At 34.5% G+C, this 17,642-nt stretch carries 13 protein-coding genes; 12 read left to right on the forward strand and 1 reads right to left on the reverse strand.

Features of this window, described 5'->3' with window-relative positions; all coding sequences use genetic code 11:
- The 6 genes from H5S39_RS11520 to H5S39_RS08150 form a co-directional block, all read left to right on the forward strand.
- Positions 1-1,539 (forward strand): N-acetylmuramoyl-L-alanine amidase (locus H5S39_RS11520; protein ID WP_220477096.1); only part of this gene is annotated, 1,539 nt, incomplete at its 5' end.
- Positions 1,540-1,696: 157 nt separating this feature from the next.
- A complete protein-coding gene (locus H5S39_RS08130; protein ID WP_182596611.1) occupies positions 1,697-3,217 on the forward strand; it encodes a glucosaminidase domain-containing protein in 1,521 nt (506 codons plus the stop codon).
- 76 nt (positions 3,218-3,293) lie between these two features.
- On the forward strand, positions 3,294-4,775 hold the full coding sequence (locus tag H5S39_RS08135; protein WP_182596612.1) for a glycosyltransferase-like membrane protein: 1,482 nt from the start codon (positions 3,294-3,296) through the stop codon (positions 4,773-4,775).
- Positions 4,776-4,964: 189 nt separating this feature from the next.
- Positions 4,965-6,224: an NlpC/P60 family protein gene (locus H5S39_RS08140; protein ID WP_182596613.1), complete on the forward strand. Its 1,260-nt coding sequence runs from the start codon at positions 4,965-4,967 to the stop codon at positions 6,222-6,224.
- Positions 6,225-6,286: 62 nt separating this feature from the next.
- Complete coding sequence (locus H5S39_RS08145; protein WP_182596614.1) at positions 6,287-6,877, forward strand: hypothetical protein; 591 nt, start codon at positions 6,287-6,289, stop codon at positions 6,875-6,877.
- A gap of 72 nt (positions 6,878-6,949) precedes the next feature.
- Positions 6,950-8,065, forward strand: a complete 1,116-nt coding sequence (locus H5S39_RS08150; RefSeq protein WP_182596615.1) for an AI-2E family transporter — start codon at positions 6,950-6,952, stop codon at positions 8,063-8,065.
- 44 nt (positions 8,066-8,109) lie between these two features.
- Here H5S39_RS08150 and H5S39_RS08155 read toward each other — a convergent pair whose 3' ends face one another.
- Positions 8,110-9,573, reverse strand: coding sequence for an LCP family protein (locus tag H5S39_RS08155; protein ID WP_182596616.1), 1,464 nt, complete (start codon positions 9,571-9,573; stop codon positions 8,110-8,112).
- A 179-nt stretch (positions 9,574-9,752) separates the two neighbouring features.
- Here H5S39_RS08155 and H5S39_RS08160 point away from each other — a divergent pair, with 179 nt between their 5' ends.
- From H5S39_RS08160 to H5S39_RS08185, 6 genes are all read left to right on the forward strand, one after another.
- Positions 9,753-11,333 (forward strand): peptide chain release factor 3, encoded by a 1,581-nt coding sequence (locus tag H5S39_RS08160; protein ID WP_182596617.1) that lies wholly within the window; start codon positions 9,753-9,755, stop codon positions 11,331-11,333.
- A 26-nt stretch (positions 11,334-11,359) separates the two neighbouring features.
- On the forward strand, positions 11,360-12,331 hold the full coding sequence (locus H5S39_RS08165) for a glycosyltransferase family 2 protein (protein ID WP_182596618.1): 972 nt from the start codon (positions 11,360-11,362) through the stop codon (positions 12,329-12,331).
- A gap of 52 nt (positions 12,332-12,383) precedes the next feature.
- Complete coding sequence (locus H5S39_RS08170) at positions 12,384-13,367, forward strand: acyltransferase family protein (RefSeq protein WP_182596619.1); 984 nt, start codon at positions 12,384-12,386, stop codon at positions 13,365-13,367.
- Positions 13,364-14,893 (forward strand): hypothetical protein, encoded by a 1,530-nt coding sequence (locus H5S39_RS08175; protein WP_182596620.1) that lies wholly within the window; start codon positions 13,364-13,366, stop codon positions 14,891-14,893. Before H5S39_RS08170 ends, H5S39_RS08175 begins: the two co-directional genes overlap by 4 nt.
- Positions 14,894-14,996: 103 nt before the next feature.
- A complete protein-coding gene (locus H5S39_RS08180) occupies positions 14,997-16,589 on the forward strand; it encodes a putative glycosyltransferase family protein (RefSeq protein WP_182596621.1) in 1,593 nt (530 codons plus the stop codon).
- 172 nt (positions 16,590-16,761) lie between these two features.
- Positions 16,762-17,642, forward strand: an 881-nt coding sequence (locus H5S39_RS08185) for a KxYKxGKxW signal peptide domain-containing protein (RefSeq protein WP_182596622.1), incomplete at its 3' end; no start/stop codon positions are given.

The following is a 17,642-nucleotide window of genomic DNA, read 5'->3' on the forward strand; positions in this document are numbered from 1 at the left end:
AAGGGAAAAAACTGGTGTTATATGGCAATTGCTACATTGGCAGTAGCAGTTGGCACTTTATCAATTTCACAAGGGGTAAATGCTGATACTGCTGATAGTACAGTCAATACCACTAGTGTTACAGTAGCTTCACAAAAGTCACATGATCAAACGACTGATGTTGCTACAGAAATAACACCTGCAACGCAAAATACAAGCGAAACGGCTAAGCAAGAGGACCAGGCAAAATCAACTACGCCAGCTGATCAACAATCCTTAGTCGCAAGTAAGGTTGCTGTGGCTCCGCAGGCAGCCACTCCACAGAGCGGCTGGCAAACAGATAACGGAAGCAGTTATTACTATAAAGATGGTCAAAAAGTAACTGGTCAACAAAATATTAATGGTAAGAATTATTACTTTAATGATCAAGGTCAACAACAAAAGAACTACTTCTTAAATCAATCTAACCACACCTACTATTTCCAAGCGGATGGCACTCGATTGGATGATGGCTTCTATAACAATTGGGGTCATACCTATTACTTCCAAAAGGATGGTACTCGTTTAGATAACGGATTTTATAATAACTGGGGTCATACTTACTACTTTGGTCAAGGTGGCGTTCGCCTAGATGATGGCTTCTATAACAATTGGGGTCACACCTATTACTTCCAAAAAGATGGTTCCCGTTTAGATAACGGATTTTATAATAACTGGGGTCATACTTACTACTTTGGTCAAGGTGGCGTTCGTCTAGATGATGGCTTCTATAACAATTGGGGTCACACCTATTACTTCCAAAAAGATGGTTCCCGTTTAGACAATGGTTTCTATAATAACTGGGGTCATACCTACTACTTTGGTAATGATGGGGCATTAATACAAAATACAGGAATTTGGATTAACGGAAGCTTCTATCGTGCTGATAATGGTGGAATCCTTTCACCAGTTTCAATCTATAATAATAAGATTAATAGTTATATTATGAATAACGGTATTGGTCATGCCGATATTTCATATGTTAATGCAATTCCTGATGTAAGTAGACATTCATACTCTGGGACAACAGATGGAAAGCCTAATATGGTAGTAGTACATGAAACTGCTAATCCCAATGATAGTATTTGGGGCGAAATTAATTACGAAAAACAGCATTATGATAGTGCGTTTGTTCATGCATTTGTTGATGATAACAACATTATTCAAATTTCCGATACCGATCATGAAGCATGGGGAGCCGCTTACCCTGCTAATGGTCGTGCTGTTCAGTTTGAACAAGTTGAAGTTTATGGTGCCTGGAATTTTGCTCGTGAATTAGTTAATGCTGCTTACTACACGGCATACAACATGCGTAAGTACGGATTGACACCATCATTGGCTCAGTCCAATGGAACGGGAACTCTTTGGTCACATCATAATGTAAGCCAATACTTAGGCGGCACCGACCACACCGATCCAGACGGTTATTGGAGTAATCGAGCTAGTCGTTATTTTGGTACTGGATATAATATGAGTGATTTCTTGCAATTAGTAAATTATGAGTATTCTAAATTGAGCTAATAATATGATAGAGCGTTGATTATATTGATCAGCGCTTTTAAGTTACAAAAATATTTCAAAAATTATCCTTTAATAACAATTTAATAGAATGAAAACTTATTCAAAAACATGTGATAGGATAGATAATGTTAAAAATAAAAAAGGGGTAAGTAAGTCAATGAGTGTTCATAAACATTATAAAATGTTTAAAAAAGGAAAAAACTGGTGCTATATGGCAATCGCAATGTTTTCAGTAGCCTTTGGTACACTATCTGTTTCTCAAAGTGTTAATGCAGATACTACAGCCAATGATACTGAGAGTGTAAGTAATGCTTCAGCAGATGCACTAAGTCAAGTTACCAATACAGTATCATTAACAACACCTTCAACACCAAATAATGAGGCTACTGATCAAGCAGTGGCACAAGCACCGATAAATGACAATAACATACAAACTGACCAAACTGTTAATCAACCAGCAAAGGATAACAATATTCAAGCAACTTTAAGTGAAAATAAGCTTGCTGTTACACCGCAGGCAGCGGTCTCTCAAAGTGGCTGGCAAACTGATAATGGTAATAATTACTATTATAAGGATGGTAAAAAAGTAACCGGTCAACAAAGTATTGATGGCAAAGATTACTACTTTAACGATCAGGGACAGCAGCAAAAGAACTATTTCTTAAATCAAGCTAACCATACTTATTACTTTCAAGCAGATGGTACACGTTTGAATGATGGCTTCTACAATAATTGGGGCCACACCTATTATTTTGGTAAAGATGGCACCCGTTTAGATGATGGCTTCTACAATAATTGGGGCCACACCTATTATTTTGGTAAAGATGGTGCCCGCCTAGATGATGGTTTCTACAATAATTGGGGCCACACTTACTATTTTGGTAAAGATGGCGCCCGTCTAGATAATGGCTTCTACAATAACTGGGGTCATACTTATTACTTTGGTAAAGATGGTGCCCGTTTAGATGATGGCTTTTACAATAATTGGGGCCACACTTATTACTTTGGTAAAGATGGTGCTCGTCTAGATAATGGGTTTTATAACAATTGGGGTCATACCTATTACTTTGGTAGTGATGGTGCTCGCTGGGACAATCGTTTTATGAACAGTTGGGGTAATGTATATTACTTTGGCAAAGATGGGGCATTGCTTCAAGGCCAATCTATTAATTTAGGTTATGGTAATCTTGACTTTGATAGTCAAGGACGATTGACGTCTAGTAATGCCTTTATTGGAAGTATCGTCAATGGCGCTATTCAAGGATGGGCACAACATCAAATTTTGCCGTCGTTAACACTTGCTCAAGCAATTCTTGAAAGCGCATGGGGTAAGTCTTCGCTTGCTTCACAATACCACAATTTGTTTGGTATTAAGGGGAGCTATAAAGGTATGTCGGTTAATATGCCAACCTATGAAGAGTACGGTGGGCGGATGGTCTTAATTAATGATGCATTTCGTCGCTACCCAGATAATAATGCTAGTGTTCAGGATCATACTGACTTTTTAGTTAAGAATAGTCGTTATCATAATCTAATCGGGGTTCGTGACGCTAATACTGCTACTTACTTAATTCGAGCAGATGGTTATGCAACAGCATCTAGTTATACTAATTCATTGCGTAGTGTGATTAATACTTATGATTTAACTAGGTATGATCGAGTGGCTTTTCAGCTATAAATAATGGTAAGGCAACTAAAAAACTTTTGAGTGGTTTTTAGTTGCCTTATTTGTTTTATTTAAGAAGGAAAATAATATGTGGAAAAATTCATTGAATCTTATTGCTAATGTATTATTATTTATTTTAATAATAATTACATTACTAGGGGGATGTTCTGAACTACTATTTAATATAGTAAGTATTTCGAGAACAGGAGTAATTATTTTAGATGTATTATCATTATTGTTTTTAATGATGATTATGTTTAGAAAAAAACTGTATATAATTTATAAACGAAACATATCAGCAAAAATTAATATAATTTTTGCTATATCATTATTTATTATAGGAATTTGGCAATTATATTTAGTATTAACAATCTCAGGTTTTAGCAAGTGGGATCCAGGAAATATTATTCTTCAGGCAATGGGAAAAAAACAATGGGCAGGTGAAGAATATTTTTCTTATTATCCCAACACATATTTTTTGATGTTACTTGAGCATATGATATGGTATCTGATTGGGAAACCCAATATAGAAACATTAACAATTGTCTTAAATATCCTTAACTATTTATTAATTGACGGTGGAATTTATACGCTGTATCGAGTGAGTAAAAAATATATAAATTTGGTTGTAGCTAAAACTGCAGCATTATTGTCAATAATATTTATTGGAGTATCTCCATGGGGATGTCTTACATACAGTGATCCATTAGCATTTTCATTGAGTATTTTTTCTATTTCACTACTGTTATCTTTACGGTTTTCAACTACTAATAGGAAATATATGTACTCGGCTTTGATAGGATTTCTGATGGTAATTGATTATTTGATTAAGCCATCTCTTGTAATATTGTTTATTGCAGCAATTATAGTTACATTGCCATTATTAAAGAAATTAATTAAAAGTGATAGGCTATCTATTATTATAATCGCTATGGCAGTAATGGCTTCATATGGTTGTTATTTAGCTTACCGAAATAATAATAGTTTTGTTACTTTTGATAGTAGTAAGTCGTTTTCGATGACTCACTTTGCTGATATGGGAATAAAAAATAATGGAGGATATTCTCAAGAGGATACCGTTAGGGATATGCAAATATTAGACCCTAAGGAACGGCAGCGCGCTGATATTCAAGATTGGGTTACTGAATTTAATAGAAAAGGTTTGACAGGGTATCAAGTATTTTTAATAAAGAAACAGATTTTAAATACGTCAGATGCAAGTTTTGCTTGGGGAAATGATGGAGAACCCTTTATAAGACCTTATTGTAAATCTAATTTTGCTAAATTGAGTCGTAAGTTATTTATTCCTAAATATAATTCTGCATTAAAAGCTATTAATGATATTTTATGGATTATAACACTTATATTTATGTTGTTTTCCCTTTGTGCTAAAGATTGGATAACATTATTATTAAAATACGTTGTACTTGGGTTTGCCTTATTTTTACTCTTATTTGAAGGAGGTAGAAGTAGATATTTGATTCAGTTTTTGCCATATGTATTTTTATTAAGTGGTATTGGTTTCTATAAATTACAAAAGATATTAGATGAGAGAATAAAGTTAGTTTAATTTTTGCTTGTTGAGGAAAAATAAGTAAAAATTTAGTATGACATTCTTATTACATTAGTATTGCGAACATTATCATTGCTTAACAAAAGAGCCAGATTTGCCTATCAGCCTTTTATTTGTGGTAAAGTAATAATCGTTAAATTTATCTAAAGAAAAGAAATGACAAATGGAAGGTAGGATTTATTAATAATGGGAGAACAGAAACACTACAAAATGTTTAAGAAGGGCAAAAATTGGTGCTACATGGCAATCGCTACAGCAGCAATTGCATTTGGAGTATCAACTACTAGTGTAGCTAATGCTGACACAACAGATGCAGCAACTACACCAGTAACTTCACAACAAGTTGAAGTTTCTGATCAAACAGCTATCAAGAATAGTACGGCTACTGATAATACATCACAGGTAGATAACCAAGCTCAGTCTAGCCAAGTTGCTCAACCAGCGAGTCAAACAGTTTACTCAGCAAGTACAAGTGTTACTACTGATGCTAATACTGTAGCTGTTAAGCCTCAAGCTACTGCTCCTGCTCAATTAAATGGCTGGCAAACAGAAAATGGTAACACTTATTACTATAGTGATGGTCAAAAAACCACTGGTGTTAAAGATATCAATGGTTCACAATATTACTTTAATGACCAAGGTCAGCAACAAAAGGATTATTTCTTAAATCAAGATAACCATACTTATTACTTCCAAGCCGATGGTACGCGGTTAAATGATGGTTTCTATAACAACTGGGGTCATACTTATTATTTCCAAGCTGATGGTACGCGGTTAGATAACGGTTTCTATAACAATTGGGGTCATACCTACTACTTTCAAGCCGATGGAAGTCGTTTAGATAATGGTTTCTATAACAACTGGGGTCACACATACTACTTTGGCAATGATGGTGCTCGTTTGGATGATGGTTTCTATAATAATTGGGGCCACACTTACTACTTTCAAAAAGACGGTGCTCGTTTAGATAATGGTTTCTATAGCAACTGGGGTCATCAATATTACTTTGGTAATGATGGTGCCTTAGTTCAGAATAATGATGTAACAGTCAATGGTAAAAAATATCATGCGGATTCAGAAGGTATTTTAACCGTAAAGAATAATACTGATGCTAAAGTAGATCGTGCGTTATCCCAACGTGGTGTTCCTTATGTATGGGGAGGAAATACTCCAGCTGGCTTTGACTGCTCTGGTTTAGTTCAATGGGCTTATGGTTTAGGGGCCTCATATCGGACTACCTATCAACAAGCTACTTTGGGGACTCACAAACGCGATGTGATGAATGCCCCAAAGGGATCCCTTCTATTCTTTGGTAGTGACAGTGCTCCATATCACGTAGCTATCTCTTTAGGTAATGGTGCTTATGTTCATGCTCCAGAACCAGGTGACGTTGTTAAGATTGGTTATTCTCGATACTTTAAACCAAGTTTCTTTATTACTTTATAATTTTTAGTGAATGAAAAATCTGTTATAATAGCTAAATAAAGAAAAGCGAGGAGAAGTATAAAATGAAAATTAAAAAGATATTCACAACTATTGCAGCTGGATCATTAATGCTAACGTTAGCTGCTTGTGGAAGTAATTCATCTAAAGAAAGTTCGCAAAAAAGTTCAGATATAGCTTCATCTAAGATAACTAAGAAACATTCAGAAAAGTCAGATAAGGTCACTAGTAAAAAGCAAAGTTCAGATAATGAATCAAGTACAGAAGTGAATAGGACAGATACATCGTCTAATAAGAATGGAAGTACGTCACAAAGGGGGATATCTGATAATAGTTCCTCTACAAATGGAACAAACTACTCAGTATCTAGTACGTCATCAAGTCACAATGGTACTAGTGCTAAATCAACTGTTAAACAAAACTCAAGTGCCTTATCTCAAGCTACAATGACTGCTACTGATGCTCGCAATATTGTTAAGGAACACATTGGTAATCAATTAAATGATCGTGGAGTAGCAGGGAAGTCCACTGATGATTTACCTTCAATAGATTCAGTAGATGGTTATACTGCTACACAAAATGGTACTAATAACTGGACTGTGAGTGGTAATGGTCATACATACCATGTAACTGCAAATTCTGTTACAGAAAATTAAACTTATAATTTAAAAGAATCGGTAAGTCTTTTATAATGGACTTACTGATTCTTTTTACTTTGGAGAGTATCTATGTCTAATCAAAAATTTTATCATTGGCTATTTTGGCCACTTTTATTATTAACAGTGGCAACCTTAATTTGGATGTGTACTAAAATTCAATTCATTTTTCAGCCATTTTTAACTTTTATTTCCGTTGTTTTTGTTCCCTTAATCATTTCTGGATTCTTATATTATATGTTAAATCCAGTCTTAAAATTGTTTATGAAGTTACGGATTGGTAAATTTAAGATGAATAGGGGAATTGCGAGCTTATTAATTGTTCTTATTTTGATTGTGATTATTGCTGGAGGAATTTCGTTGCTAATTCCGACTATTGTTAAAGAAATTTCTTCATTAGTTCGTAACATGCCACAAACAGTTAGTGGTATTCAGACTTTGATTAATGATACGATTCGGCACTCATTTTTACGTAATGTTGATTTGAATACTTACTACCGCCAATTCGATCATCAGATTGCTGGTTATGCGCAAACAGTATTAAAGGGATTATCTGAGCGGGTTGGCGATATTGTCGGCGTAGTGACTAATATCACTATCGTTACAATTACCGTTCCAGTAATGCTCTTTTATATGCTTAAAGATGGATCAAAGCTAGGTCCAAGCATCCAAAAATGGCTGTCACCACATCATGCAAAGGAAGTTAATGAACTACTTAGTAAAATGAACAGTACTTTGTCATCATATATCTCAGGACAAATGATTGAATGTTTGTTTGTTGGTGTTTGTACGACAATTGGCTACTTCTTAATTCATCAACCTTTAGCATTAGTATTAGGAATTGTTGCCGGTTTAACAAATATCATTCCTTATATCGGGCCATATATTGGAATTGCCCCAGCATTGTTTGTTGCCTTGACAATGGCACCTAATAAGTTGATTTGGGTCATTGTGGTTGTAATTGTGGTTCAACAAATTGATGGGAATATTATCTATCCAAATATAATTGGAAAGACGCTCCAGATTCATCCGTTGACAATCATCATGTTATTGTTAGCGGCTGGACATATTGCTGGAGTAGGTGGAATGATTTTATGTATTCCATTTTACGCAGTGATTAAGACCGTTTGTGAATACTTTTTTGATATTTATCGTATTGAGCACCCAATAAAGGAAGAAAAAGAGTAAACAAAAACCATCTTCGCAAATTTTAACGAAGATGGTTTTATTATCTAATAATAACGGTGAGTGTACCCATAATGATTCCCATAAGTAGGGTGGGTATATGTTGAATGGTATCCGTTATTATAGCTGCGGTAATTATGATATTGAGGTGTTGAGTAATGTCTTACAGGAGTTTGAGTCTCAGTAGCTGGTATAGCACGAGATTCACTATAAGCTTCTGTACTTTCAGAAGTAGTGTTGCTATATTCATTAGTTTCTTCACTTGAGTTGCTAGAATGATGACTGTGTGAGCTGGTAACTTCATCACTGCCATTACCACTACCAGGATCGTTGTAACTAGCCCCACCAGGTAAGATAAAGTCAGTTTCATTGTATCCATTATAGTGTGGTTGTGACTTGTACATCTTAGTTTCGTGGTTAACGACGTTTTTAGCTTTTAAGCCAAGTTGAGCACGAACTAATTTAGAAACTCGGTTGATTTCTTTTGGACTAGCAATTTGGAAGGAAACCCCCTCAATTGTTGCGTTTTGTCCTTGGAAGTGATAAGTCTTAACATTATTCATTGCTCCGTGGTAGTTTCCGTAAAGAGTAGCAATGTCATCGATTGGAATATTGGTTTTAACACCGTCCCCAACAGCATCAAGGATCTTATTAGCTGCACCAATTGAGCCTGATGTCTTAAATTTATTGATAACACTCTTTAAAATTTGTTGTTGCCGTTTTTGTCGACCATAATCATTATTAGGGTCATCGTATCGCATTCGTGAGTACTTCAGCGCGTTATCTCCGTTAAGATGCTGTTTACCTTTCTTGAAGTGGTGACCTTCATAGTCAAAGGCAAATGGATTATCAACTTCAACCCCACCAACTGAGTTAACAACTTTTTTAAGAACACCCATGTTGATAACGGCATAGTAATCAATCGGCACATCCAACAGTTCAGATACTTGCTTGACTGTTTGCTTAGGTCCGTTAATTGCATAAGCTGCATTAAGCTTAACATAATCAGGACCGTCCTTAGTTTCAACCCTTACTAAAATATCACGAGGAATACTCGTCATTGTAATAGTTTTCTTTTTTGGGTTAATGGTGAATAATTCTAATGAATCAGTATTACCACCAGTATTACCACGATTCAAAGCCCCAACGTCAGTACCCATTGTCAGGACAGAGACAGGCTCGCCTTTTTGTAGCTTTTTACTGATTTTACCATCACCAGCACCAAACACCCCTTTGGCAACAGAGTGAACTTTATGATATTCGTAAAAGCCTCCTGCAACTACTAGGCAGATAAGTAAACCAATCAAAATTCGCACCCAATTTGGGGTTCGATAATGGTGCTTTTGTGGTGGCTGAAAATCTGGTGAGGATTGCTGTGCTTCTCGGCGCATTCGATTTTCAGATTGTTCTTTGCGCTCTCGTTTTTTTCGCTCATTAACGTCACGTTGAATTCGTTCTTCCATCCGTTTACGATAATGCTCGCGTGATTCGTGATTATTATTGTTGTCCATATCAAAAATACCTCAATAAAATAAGTTCTAACCTTATTAATATAGCAGAAGTTCAGGGCTAAGTTCAAATGTATCTGTAGACTTTAAACTTTCTGTAACTTTTTACAAAGATAGACTTTCCTAAAAATATGTAATAATATAGTAGAGATATTTCGCGAAAGAATGAAAGGAATAATTAAATGAAGTCATCAAAAGAACTTGCTGAAGCAGTTAATAAACGGCGTACATTTGCCATTATTTCACACCCGGATGCGGGTAAGACGACGATTACCGAACAACTTTTACTCTTTGGGGGCGTTGTTCGTGAAGCTGGAACCGTTAAAGCACGGAAGACCGGGAATTTTGCTAAGTCGGACTGGATGGAAATCGAAAAGAAACGTGGTATTTCAGTTACATCATCAGTAATGCAGTTTGATTTCCAGGGAAAACGGATTAATATTCTCGATACCCCGGGACACGAAGATTTCTCTGAAGATACCTATCGGACATTGATGGCGGTAGATTCTGCTGTCATGGTGATTGATAGTGCCAAGGGGATTGAGCCACAAACTAAGAAGCTTTTCCAAATTTGCAAGATGCGGGGAATCCCTATTTTTACCTTCATGAACAAGTTTGACCGGGATGCGCGTGAGCCTCTTGATTTACTTAATGAAGTTGAGGATGTATTAGGAATTGAAACGTACCCGATTAACTGGCCAATTGGTTCAGGACATCAATTTAAAGGAATCTATGATCGCTTTAACCACCGTGTTGCATTGACCCACCCAGCAGATGAAAATAATCCATATTTACCATTAGATGAAGATGGTAATGTTAAAGGTGAAAATCCTTTAGCCGGTGATGGTGAATGGCAAGATGCAATGGATGGCATGGAATTAGTTGAAGTTGCCGGAAATGAACTTGATCGGGATAAGATAGCTAAGGGAGACCAGACGCCGGTATTCTTTGGTTCGGCTCTAACTAATTTTGGGGTACAAACCTTCCTTGAAACCTACCTTCAGTTTGCGCCTGCACCAAGTGACCATAAGACTGAAGATGGGGATGTTATTAAACCACTTGATCCCGAATTCTCTGGTTTTGTCTTTAAGATTCAGGCAAACATGAACCCACGTCACCGTGACCGGATTGCCTTTGTGCGGATTTGTTCAGGTGAATTTGACCGGGGGATGGATGTTACTTTATCACGGACAAAGAAACCAATGCGGCTATCAAACGTGACTGAATTCATGGCTGACACCCGTGAAAATGTTGAGACGGCAGTTGCTGGTGATATTATTGGGCTGTATGACACGGGTAATTTCCAGATTGGTGATTCAATTTATAATGGTAAAAAGGACATTCAATTTGAAAAACTTCCTCAATTTACCCCTGAGTTATTTGTGCGAGTTTCTGCTAAGAACGTGATGAAGCAAAAATCCTTCCACAAGGGAATAAACCAGTTAGTTCAAGAAGGGGCAGTACAACTCTATCGGAGTTACTCAACTGGTGATTACATCCTAGGAGCAGTTGGACAATTGCAATTTGAAGTTTTCAAGTTTCGAATGCAAAACGAATACAATTCTGAAGTTGTGATGGAACCAATGGGTAGTAAAACTGCTCGTTGGATTGACCCTGAACAGTTAGATGAAAAGATGTCCTCTTCACGAAATATTCTGGTTAAGGATATTCATGACCAGCCACTGTTCTTATTTGAAAATCAATTTGCGGAAAACTGGTTTAAGCAAAAGTATCCGGATGTGAAGTTGACGGCGAAACTATAAAGCAAACTAAGGGGAATATGTACATAATGAACAAAAGTGTTTTAACAATAATCGTTCCTTGCTATAACGAAGAAGAGGTATTGCCTGAAACTGTTAAAGAACTAGGAAATATCCTTACAAATCTAATTGAGAAAGATAAAATCGATTCTAAAAGTAAGTTATTGTTTGTAAATGATGGGAGCAATGATCAAACTTGGAATTTGATTTCTGATTATACAAAAAGGTATAACTATATCACAGGTATAAAATTCTCACGGAATTATGGTCATCAAAACGCTTTACTGGCCGGAATGAATCTTGCTGTTAATTTTTCAGATATGATGATTACTATTGATGCAGATTTGCAAGATGATGTTAATGCAATTCCTAAAATGGTAGAAAAATATTATGAAGGATATGATGTGGTATATGGGGTTCGCAACAGTCGGAAAACTGACACTTTCTTTAAGCGGAGGACGGCCTTAGCTTTTTATGGATTAATGAAAAAGCTCGGAGTAAACCTTGTTCCAGATTCAGCAGATTATAGATTGCTGAGTAAGCGTGCTACGGAAGGATTATTGGCATTTAAAGAACGGAATCTTTTCCTTCGGGGCATGGTTCCTCTGGTAGGATATAGAGCTACTAAAGTATACTATGCCCGTAAAGAAAGATTTGCTGGGAAATCTAAATACCCACTAAGTAAAATGTTACATTTTGCGTTAGATGGGATAACTTCTTTTTCGATTGCACCAATTCATTTAATTCTTTACCTTGGATTAATAACCGTTGCTATTAGTGCCATTTGTATGATTTATGTAATTATAGAAAAATGTTTAGGCCATGTTGTAAGTGGTTGGTCATCGCTAATGATATCTATATGGTTATTAGGGGGAATCCAATTAATTTCTATTAGTGTAATAGGTGAATATATTGGTAAAATCTTTTCTGAAGTTAAGCATCGACCTAGGTATACAATTGAAATAGAAACTTATACCAATAAGATGAACAAGCAGAGTTAATATTGATATTAAATAGTTCTTATAGGTTATAATTATGAGGTTTAATTAAGATATGGAGAGAAGCAAAAAAAGTGGTCGAATAGAGTGGGTAGATATAGCTAAAGCAATAGCGATAATTTTGATGGTGGTAGGTCATGAATGTCCTCAACGTTCTATAATTACATTTATTTTTTCATTTCATATGCCACTCTTTTTTATTATGTCGGGTTATACAGCAGGAAGGGTAACTACATGGAGTAAATTTTTCAATAAAAGTAAAAAGAATTTTATAATGACTTGGCTTCTAGCTGTATTGATGATTATTCTTTTAGGCTTTGAGATACTTGTGGTTCAAGGTAAAGGAATTTCTCATATACTTTCCTTAGATTTAAAAGGTATTATTTGGGGATCAAATTATGGAGTTAATCATCTTAACAATGTAGGGGTTATGTGGTTTTTAATAGTCTTTTTCTGGGCGAAGCTACTGTATAATTTTTTAGAGGTTATAGTTCCTAATAAATATAATGGGTTGTTACTTGGGGTTCTGTCATATTTTGCTTTCATAATTTCAAATAAAGTGTGGTTGCCTCAAGCGTTTGATATTGTACCAATTGCAGCTTTTTTTATGTGGACCGGTTCATATTTAAAATCTATACAATCTAAATTAGATTTTAATACTACACAGGGATCATTACTTTTGGCCGCTATTTTTATATTTTGGATTGCAATGATGCAAAATTATATTTATATCGATATGTCAGTAAGACACTATCCGCTCTTTATCTTTTCAATTTTAGAAGCAATTGCGGGTACAATTAGTATGTCGCTTATTAGTAATTGTTTTAGTAAAATTGGTGAATTTAAGGCCTTAAAGATTATAGGAAGACATACCCTTGCAGTTTTATGCATTCATCATCTAGATTTATATTGGCTATGGTGGGGGCCTTTTATTTCAAAGTGGTATTTTGCTCTAATATTACGGTTGGTAATTGATTTAACGGTATTATTTTTATTTTTAATGTTTAAAAAGTACATCAGAGAAAGAAAAGTAAAATGAAAAAGAATTTCTATTTAATTGGAGGACAGTTACTACTGTTCCTTTGTATTTTGTTAGTTTTGACACAATTGTTTCCTCTTCTCCCTTTTGATGGTGATGATTGGCGCTACCTTGGTGGAATGAGACAGCCAATACCCTTATGGGGTGCTTGGAACCCAACAAGAGTTATGCCAGAAGTATTAATGCCAACGGGCGGAGCAATCGCTGCTTTTTTGATATATCCGATTACTGGGGATTACGTTGGCGCTCTTACCTTTGTTGAAAGTTTTATTGAGGCGATTTTTATATTTGCCATGCTTTATTCTTTTTATAAAGTTTCTATTAAGCGTTTTAAGTTATCAAAATGGGCTGCTTTAGCTTGTGAAGTGCTCTTTTTTATGTCGTTTTTCTTTGTTTTTAAGAAATTTAACCAGCCAAGTTATTCAGGCTTCTGGGCAGCGGACTTAACTTGTGCTTTTTACTATATTATTCCGGGATTACTAAATTTAACACTGGTTCTTTATATGATGCAGGAAGAAAACTTTATGCAATATTTTAAGAGTCTCAATAATAAAAAGAAGAGTATCTTCTTTTTACTGGTTTATTTTGCTATTTTTTCAAATACACAATTAAATATAATTATTGCAAGCTTTTGTAGTGTTAAATTACTTGAAATTTTATATAAAACGATTAAATTTAGAAAATTTAATAATATAGTAATGTATTCTTGGTTGTATGCAACTATTTTAGTGTTTTGGGTACTTACTGTAATATTTGATCTAAATGGAAAACGGGCAAAGTATGTTTCTAGTGCCAATGAGGGCTCATTTTTAATTAATTTTATTAAAACCTGGCAACAGTTTATTAATTTTATTAAAGAGCAAAATGTTTTTATAATTGGTATTTTAATATTCATTTTGATTAGTTCATTAGTAATTGCAACTGTACAATGGAAAAAACTAAGCTTAGACTATATTAAATTAATAAGTTATATATTCTTCTGCTTCCTATGCTCATTGGTATATTTACTTTTGGCTTATACGAAAGCTGGTAGTTCTTATGCGGGCCGTCCAGATGCAATGTGGGCGGTAATTTCATTATTCTTATTGGGAGTAAATTTAGCAGTAGTGTTTTATATAAAAAAGTTTGCTGCCTTAACTATTTTTATTCCTTTGATCTGTGTCGTTATAGCTATTTTTTCATTTAATGTGAATGAACGTTTAATTTACGCAGCTAATGCAGACCATGATCCTATTACTATTAAGAAAATAGATAATTATATTATAAATCAAATTGTAACTGCTGATAGAAAAGGGAAAGCTAGTGTAGTTGTAAAGGTACCACGAGAAAGTGAAGATGCTACACCAGAAGTAACGACTTCTAATTGGCCTCATCCTTACAATATGGCAGTTTGGCTTCAAAATACGTTATATTCACATCATATTATTAGAACTAGAATGCGTATAGTTTTTAAGCCAGATAGTAAAGTTAATAAGCAATTTTATGAAAATACAAGTGAACAGCAACCATTTTTCCCTCCAGAATAAGATTTGATATTGTGAGGCGGTATTTATCAAAAATAGATTATTAAGAAGTGGATCTATAAGTATACTATTTTTATGCCTAAGTATAGTATATATTTATCCCTTAATGAGAAGTGGCGTAATATTTAATGCAGGAGATTTACCATATCATATTAATCGTATTCAAGAATTAATTGATAATTTAAAAAATGGGACATGGTATCCATATTTATATACTTATCATTTTAGAAATACAGCATATATGTTGGGTGTGTTTTATCCCCAGCTAACTTTATTACCATATGCAATTATAAGTATTCTACTAAAGAATGATGTATATGGGATATATGTCGGAATGATGTTTTATACATACTTATCAATGATAAATATGTATATTATTATGAAAAAGATAGATAGGTCGACTGTTCAAAGCATTTTAACTGCTGTGGCATATGCCTTCTGTACTTATAGGTTCATTAATGCTTTTAGTAGATTTGCACTAGGTGAGTATATAGGAATGACTTTTATTCCTTTGGCGGCGTATGGGCTGTATGCTGTAATGAAGGGAAATATAAAAGATTGGCCATATTTAGTATTCGGCTTGTCCCTTACTTTATTTTCACATATTATAAGTACATTTTTATGCCTTTGCTTGCTATTAATAATATTTATAATTTGTTTTAAGGGAGTTTGGGAAAGCAGTAGATTAAAGATCTTAACTGTTTCTATAGTTTCCTTTTTCCTATGTTCTGCTATGTTTATTATTCCCTTTTTAGAACAAATTACTTTTAAAAAATATAGCCAGCCTAGTCCAACCTTTATGCCAAATTTTGCTTTTAGTCTATCTACTTTAATTTTAAACTCTTGTTCAAACTTAACGAGTGTTTTTCAAGTATCTAATTGGTGGGAAATAGCAAATATTGGTCTTCCACTACTAGTATCATTAATTTGGGGAGTATTTAATTATAAGAGATTGGATGAAATTGATAAATTTTTTGTAATTACGGGTTGTTTATTGTTCCTAATGTCTACTAATATTTTTCCATGGACGTTATTAATGAAAACACCTCTTAAATTTATTCAATTTCCATTTAGGTTATTAGAATTAGACAGTATTTTACTTTCACCAATTTTTGGAACAATGATAGTAAAAACTTTAAGAAATAATAAATCATATAATTTAATAATCTTAGGAACATTAGGGATTTTATTCATAATAGTACCATGGTACTCAAGCACAAAAAATTTAATTTTACTTCAGCAGGGTCAAATTAGCAATTTTAAAAACGGTGAGACTTATTCTTCAAAATCAAGAAATATGACTTATTGGTGGCTTGATCAATATACTCCCAAGATGAGCAAAACTGAGTTTAAGGATATTGTGTATCATCGCGTTCGTGTTAATGGAAGAAAAATGTTGTTGCAAGAAATTGAACCTATAGCAAATGGAATCATTATTAATGATAAAAAAATTCAAAATAAAGGAAAGGTAGTTTTACCTGTAGCATCTTATAAAAATATTAGGGCTTATCAAGGAAAAGCAAAGGTGCATATAGAGGAGCAAAGAAAAAGCAATTTAATAGTATTATCAAAAACTAGTAATAAACCTATAGTTATTAAATATAAAATGTCAGTTCTAGATATAGCATCTCAATATATAAGTATAATTTCTTACTTGCTGATACTTGTCTATATTTTAAAACAGAGACTAGCTTCTTAACTATTAGTTTACTAAAGGTTTAATTAAATGCTTGTATCCAAAAAGATGTGATGATTATTGAAAGTTATTTGCATAATCATTACATCTTTTAGACTATAACAAATACTGAATTGGCGGTTTAATAATTTAGGTGTATAATTTCATTGTTATTATTCTAAGGGAGGGTAATATAATGAAAAAATATTATAAGATGTATAAGAAGGGAAAAAACTGGTGTTATATGGCAATTGCTACATTGGCAGTAGCAGTTGGCACTTTATCAATTTCACAAGGGGTAAATGCTGATACTGCTGATAGTACAGTCAATACCACTAGTGTTACAGTAGCTTCACAAAAGTCACATGATCAAACGACTGATGTTGCTACAGAAATAACACCTGCAACGCAAAATACAAGCGAAACGGCTAAGCAAGAGGACCAGGCAAAATCAACTACGCCAGCTGATCAACAATCCTTAGTCGCAAGTAAGGTTGCTGTGGCTCCGCAGGCAGCCACTCCACAGAGCGGCTGGCAAACAGATAACGGAAGCAGTTATTACTATAAAGATGGTCAAAAAGTAACTGGTCAACAAAATATTAATGGTAAGAATTATTACTTTAATGATCAAGGTCAACAACAAAAGAACTACTTCTTAAATCAATCTAACCACACCTACTATTTCCAAGCGGATGGCACTCGATTGGATGATGGCTTCTATAACAATTGGGGTCATACCTATTACTTCCAAAAGGATGGTACTCGTTTAGATAACGGATTTTATAATAACTGGGGTCATACTTACTACTTTGGTCAAGGTGGCGTTCGCCTAGATGATGGCTTCTATAACAATTGGGGTCACACCTATTACTTCCAAAAAGATGGTTCCCGTTTAGATAACGGATTTTATAATAACTGGGGTCATACTTACTACTTTGGTCAAGGTGGCGTTCGTCTAGATGATGGCTTCTATAACAATTGGGGTCACACCTATTACTTCCAAAAAGATGGTTCCCGTTTAGACAATGGTTTCTATAATAACTGGGGTCATACCTACTACTTTGGTAATGATGGGGC

The sequence above is a fragment of the Limosilactobacillus rudii genome, from assembly GCF_014145455.1.
Lineage (GTDB): Bacteria > Bacillota > Bacilli > Lactobacillales > Lactobacillaceae > Limosilactobacillus > Limosilactobacillus rudii.

Excerpts from the sequence above, each read along its gene's own strand:
- H5S39_RS08130 (WP_182596611.1), top strand. The coding sequence starts at position 1,697 with ATGAGTGTTCATAAACATTATAAAATGTTTAAAAAAGGAAAAAACTGG.
- H5S39_RS08135 (WP_182596612.1), top strand. The coding sequence starts at position 3,294 with ATGTGGAAAAATTCATTGAATCTTATTGCTAATGTATTATTATTTATT.
- H5S39_RS08140 (WP_182596613.1), top strand. The coding sequence starts at position 4,965 with ATGGGAGAACAGAAACACTACAAAATGTTTAAGAAGGGCAAAAATTGG.
- H5S39_RS08145 (WP_182596614.1), top strand. The coding sequence starts at position 6,287 with ATGAAAATTAAAAAGATATTCACAACTATTGCAGCTGGATCATTAATG.
- H5S39_RS08150 (WP_182596615.1), top strand. The coding sequence starts at position 6,950 with ATGTCTAATCAAAAATTTTATCATTGGCTATTTTGGCCACTTTTATTA.
- H5S39_RS08155 (WP_182596616.1), bottom strand. The coding sequence starts at position 9,573 with ATGGACAACAATAATAATCACGAATCACGCGAGCATTATCGTAAACGG.
- H5S39_RS08160 (WP_182596617.1), top strand. The coding sequence starts at position 9,753 with ATGAAGTCATCAAAAGAACTTGCTGAAGCAGTTAATAAACGGCGTACA.
- H5S39_RS08165 (WP_182596618.1), top strand. The coding sequence starts at position 11,360 with ATGAACAAAAGTGTTTTAACAATAATCGTTCCTTGCTATAACGAAGAA.
- H5S39_RS08170 (WP_182596619.1), top strand. The coding sequence starts at position 12,384 with ATGGAGAGAAGCAAAAAAAGTGGTCGAATAGAGTGGGTAGATATAGCT.
- H5S39_RS08175 (WP_182596620.1), top strand. The coding sequence starts at position 13,364 with ATGAAAAAGAATTTCTATTTAATTGGAGGACAGTTACTACTGTTCCTT.
- H5S39_RS08180 (WP_182596621.1), top strand. The coding sequence starts at position 14,997 with ATGAGAAGTGGCGTAATATTTAATGCAGGAGATTTACCATATCATATT.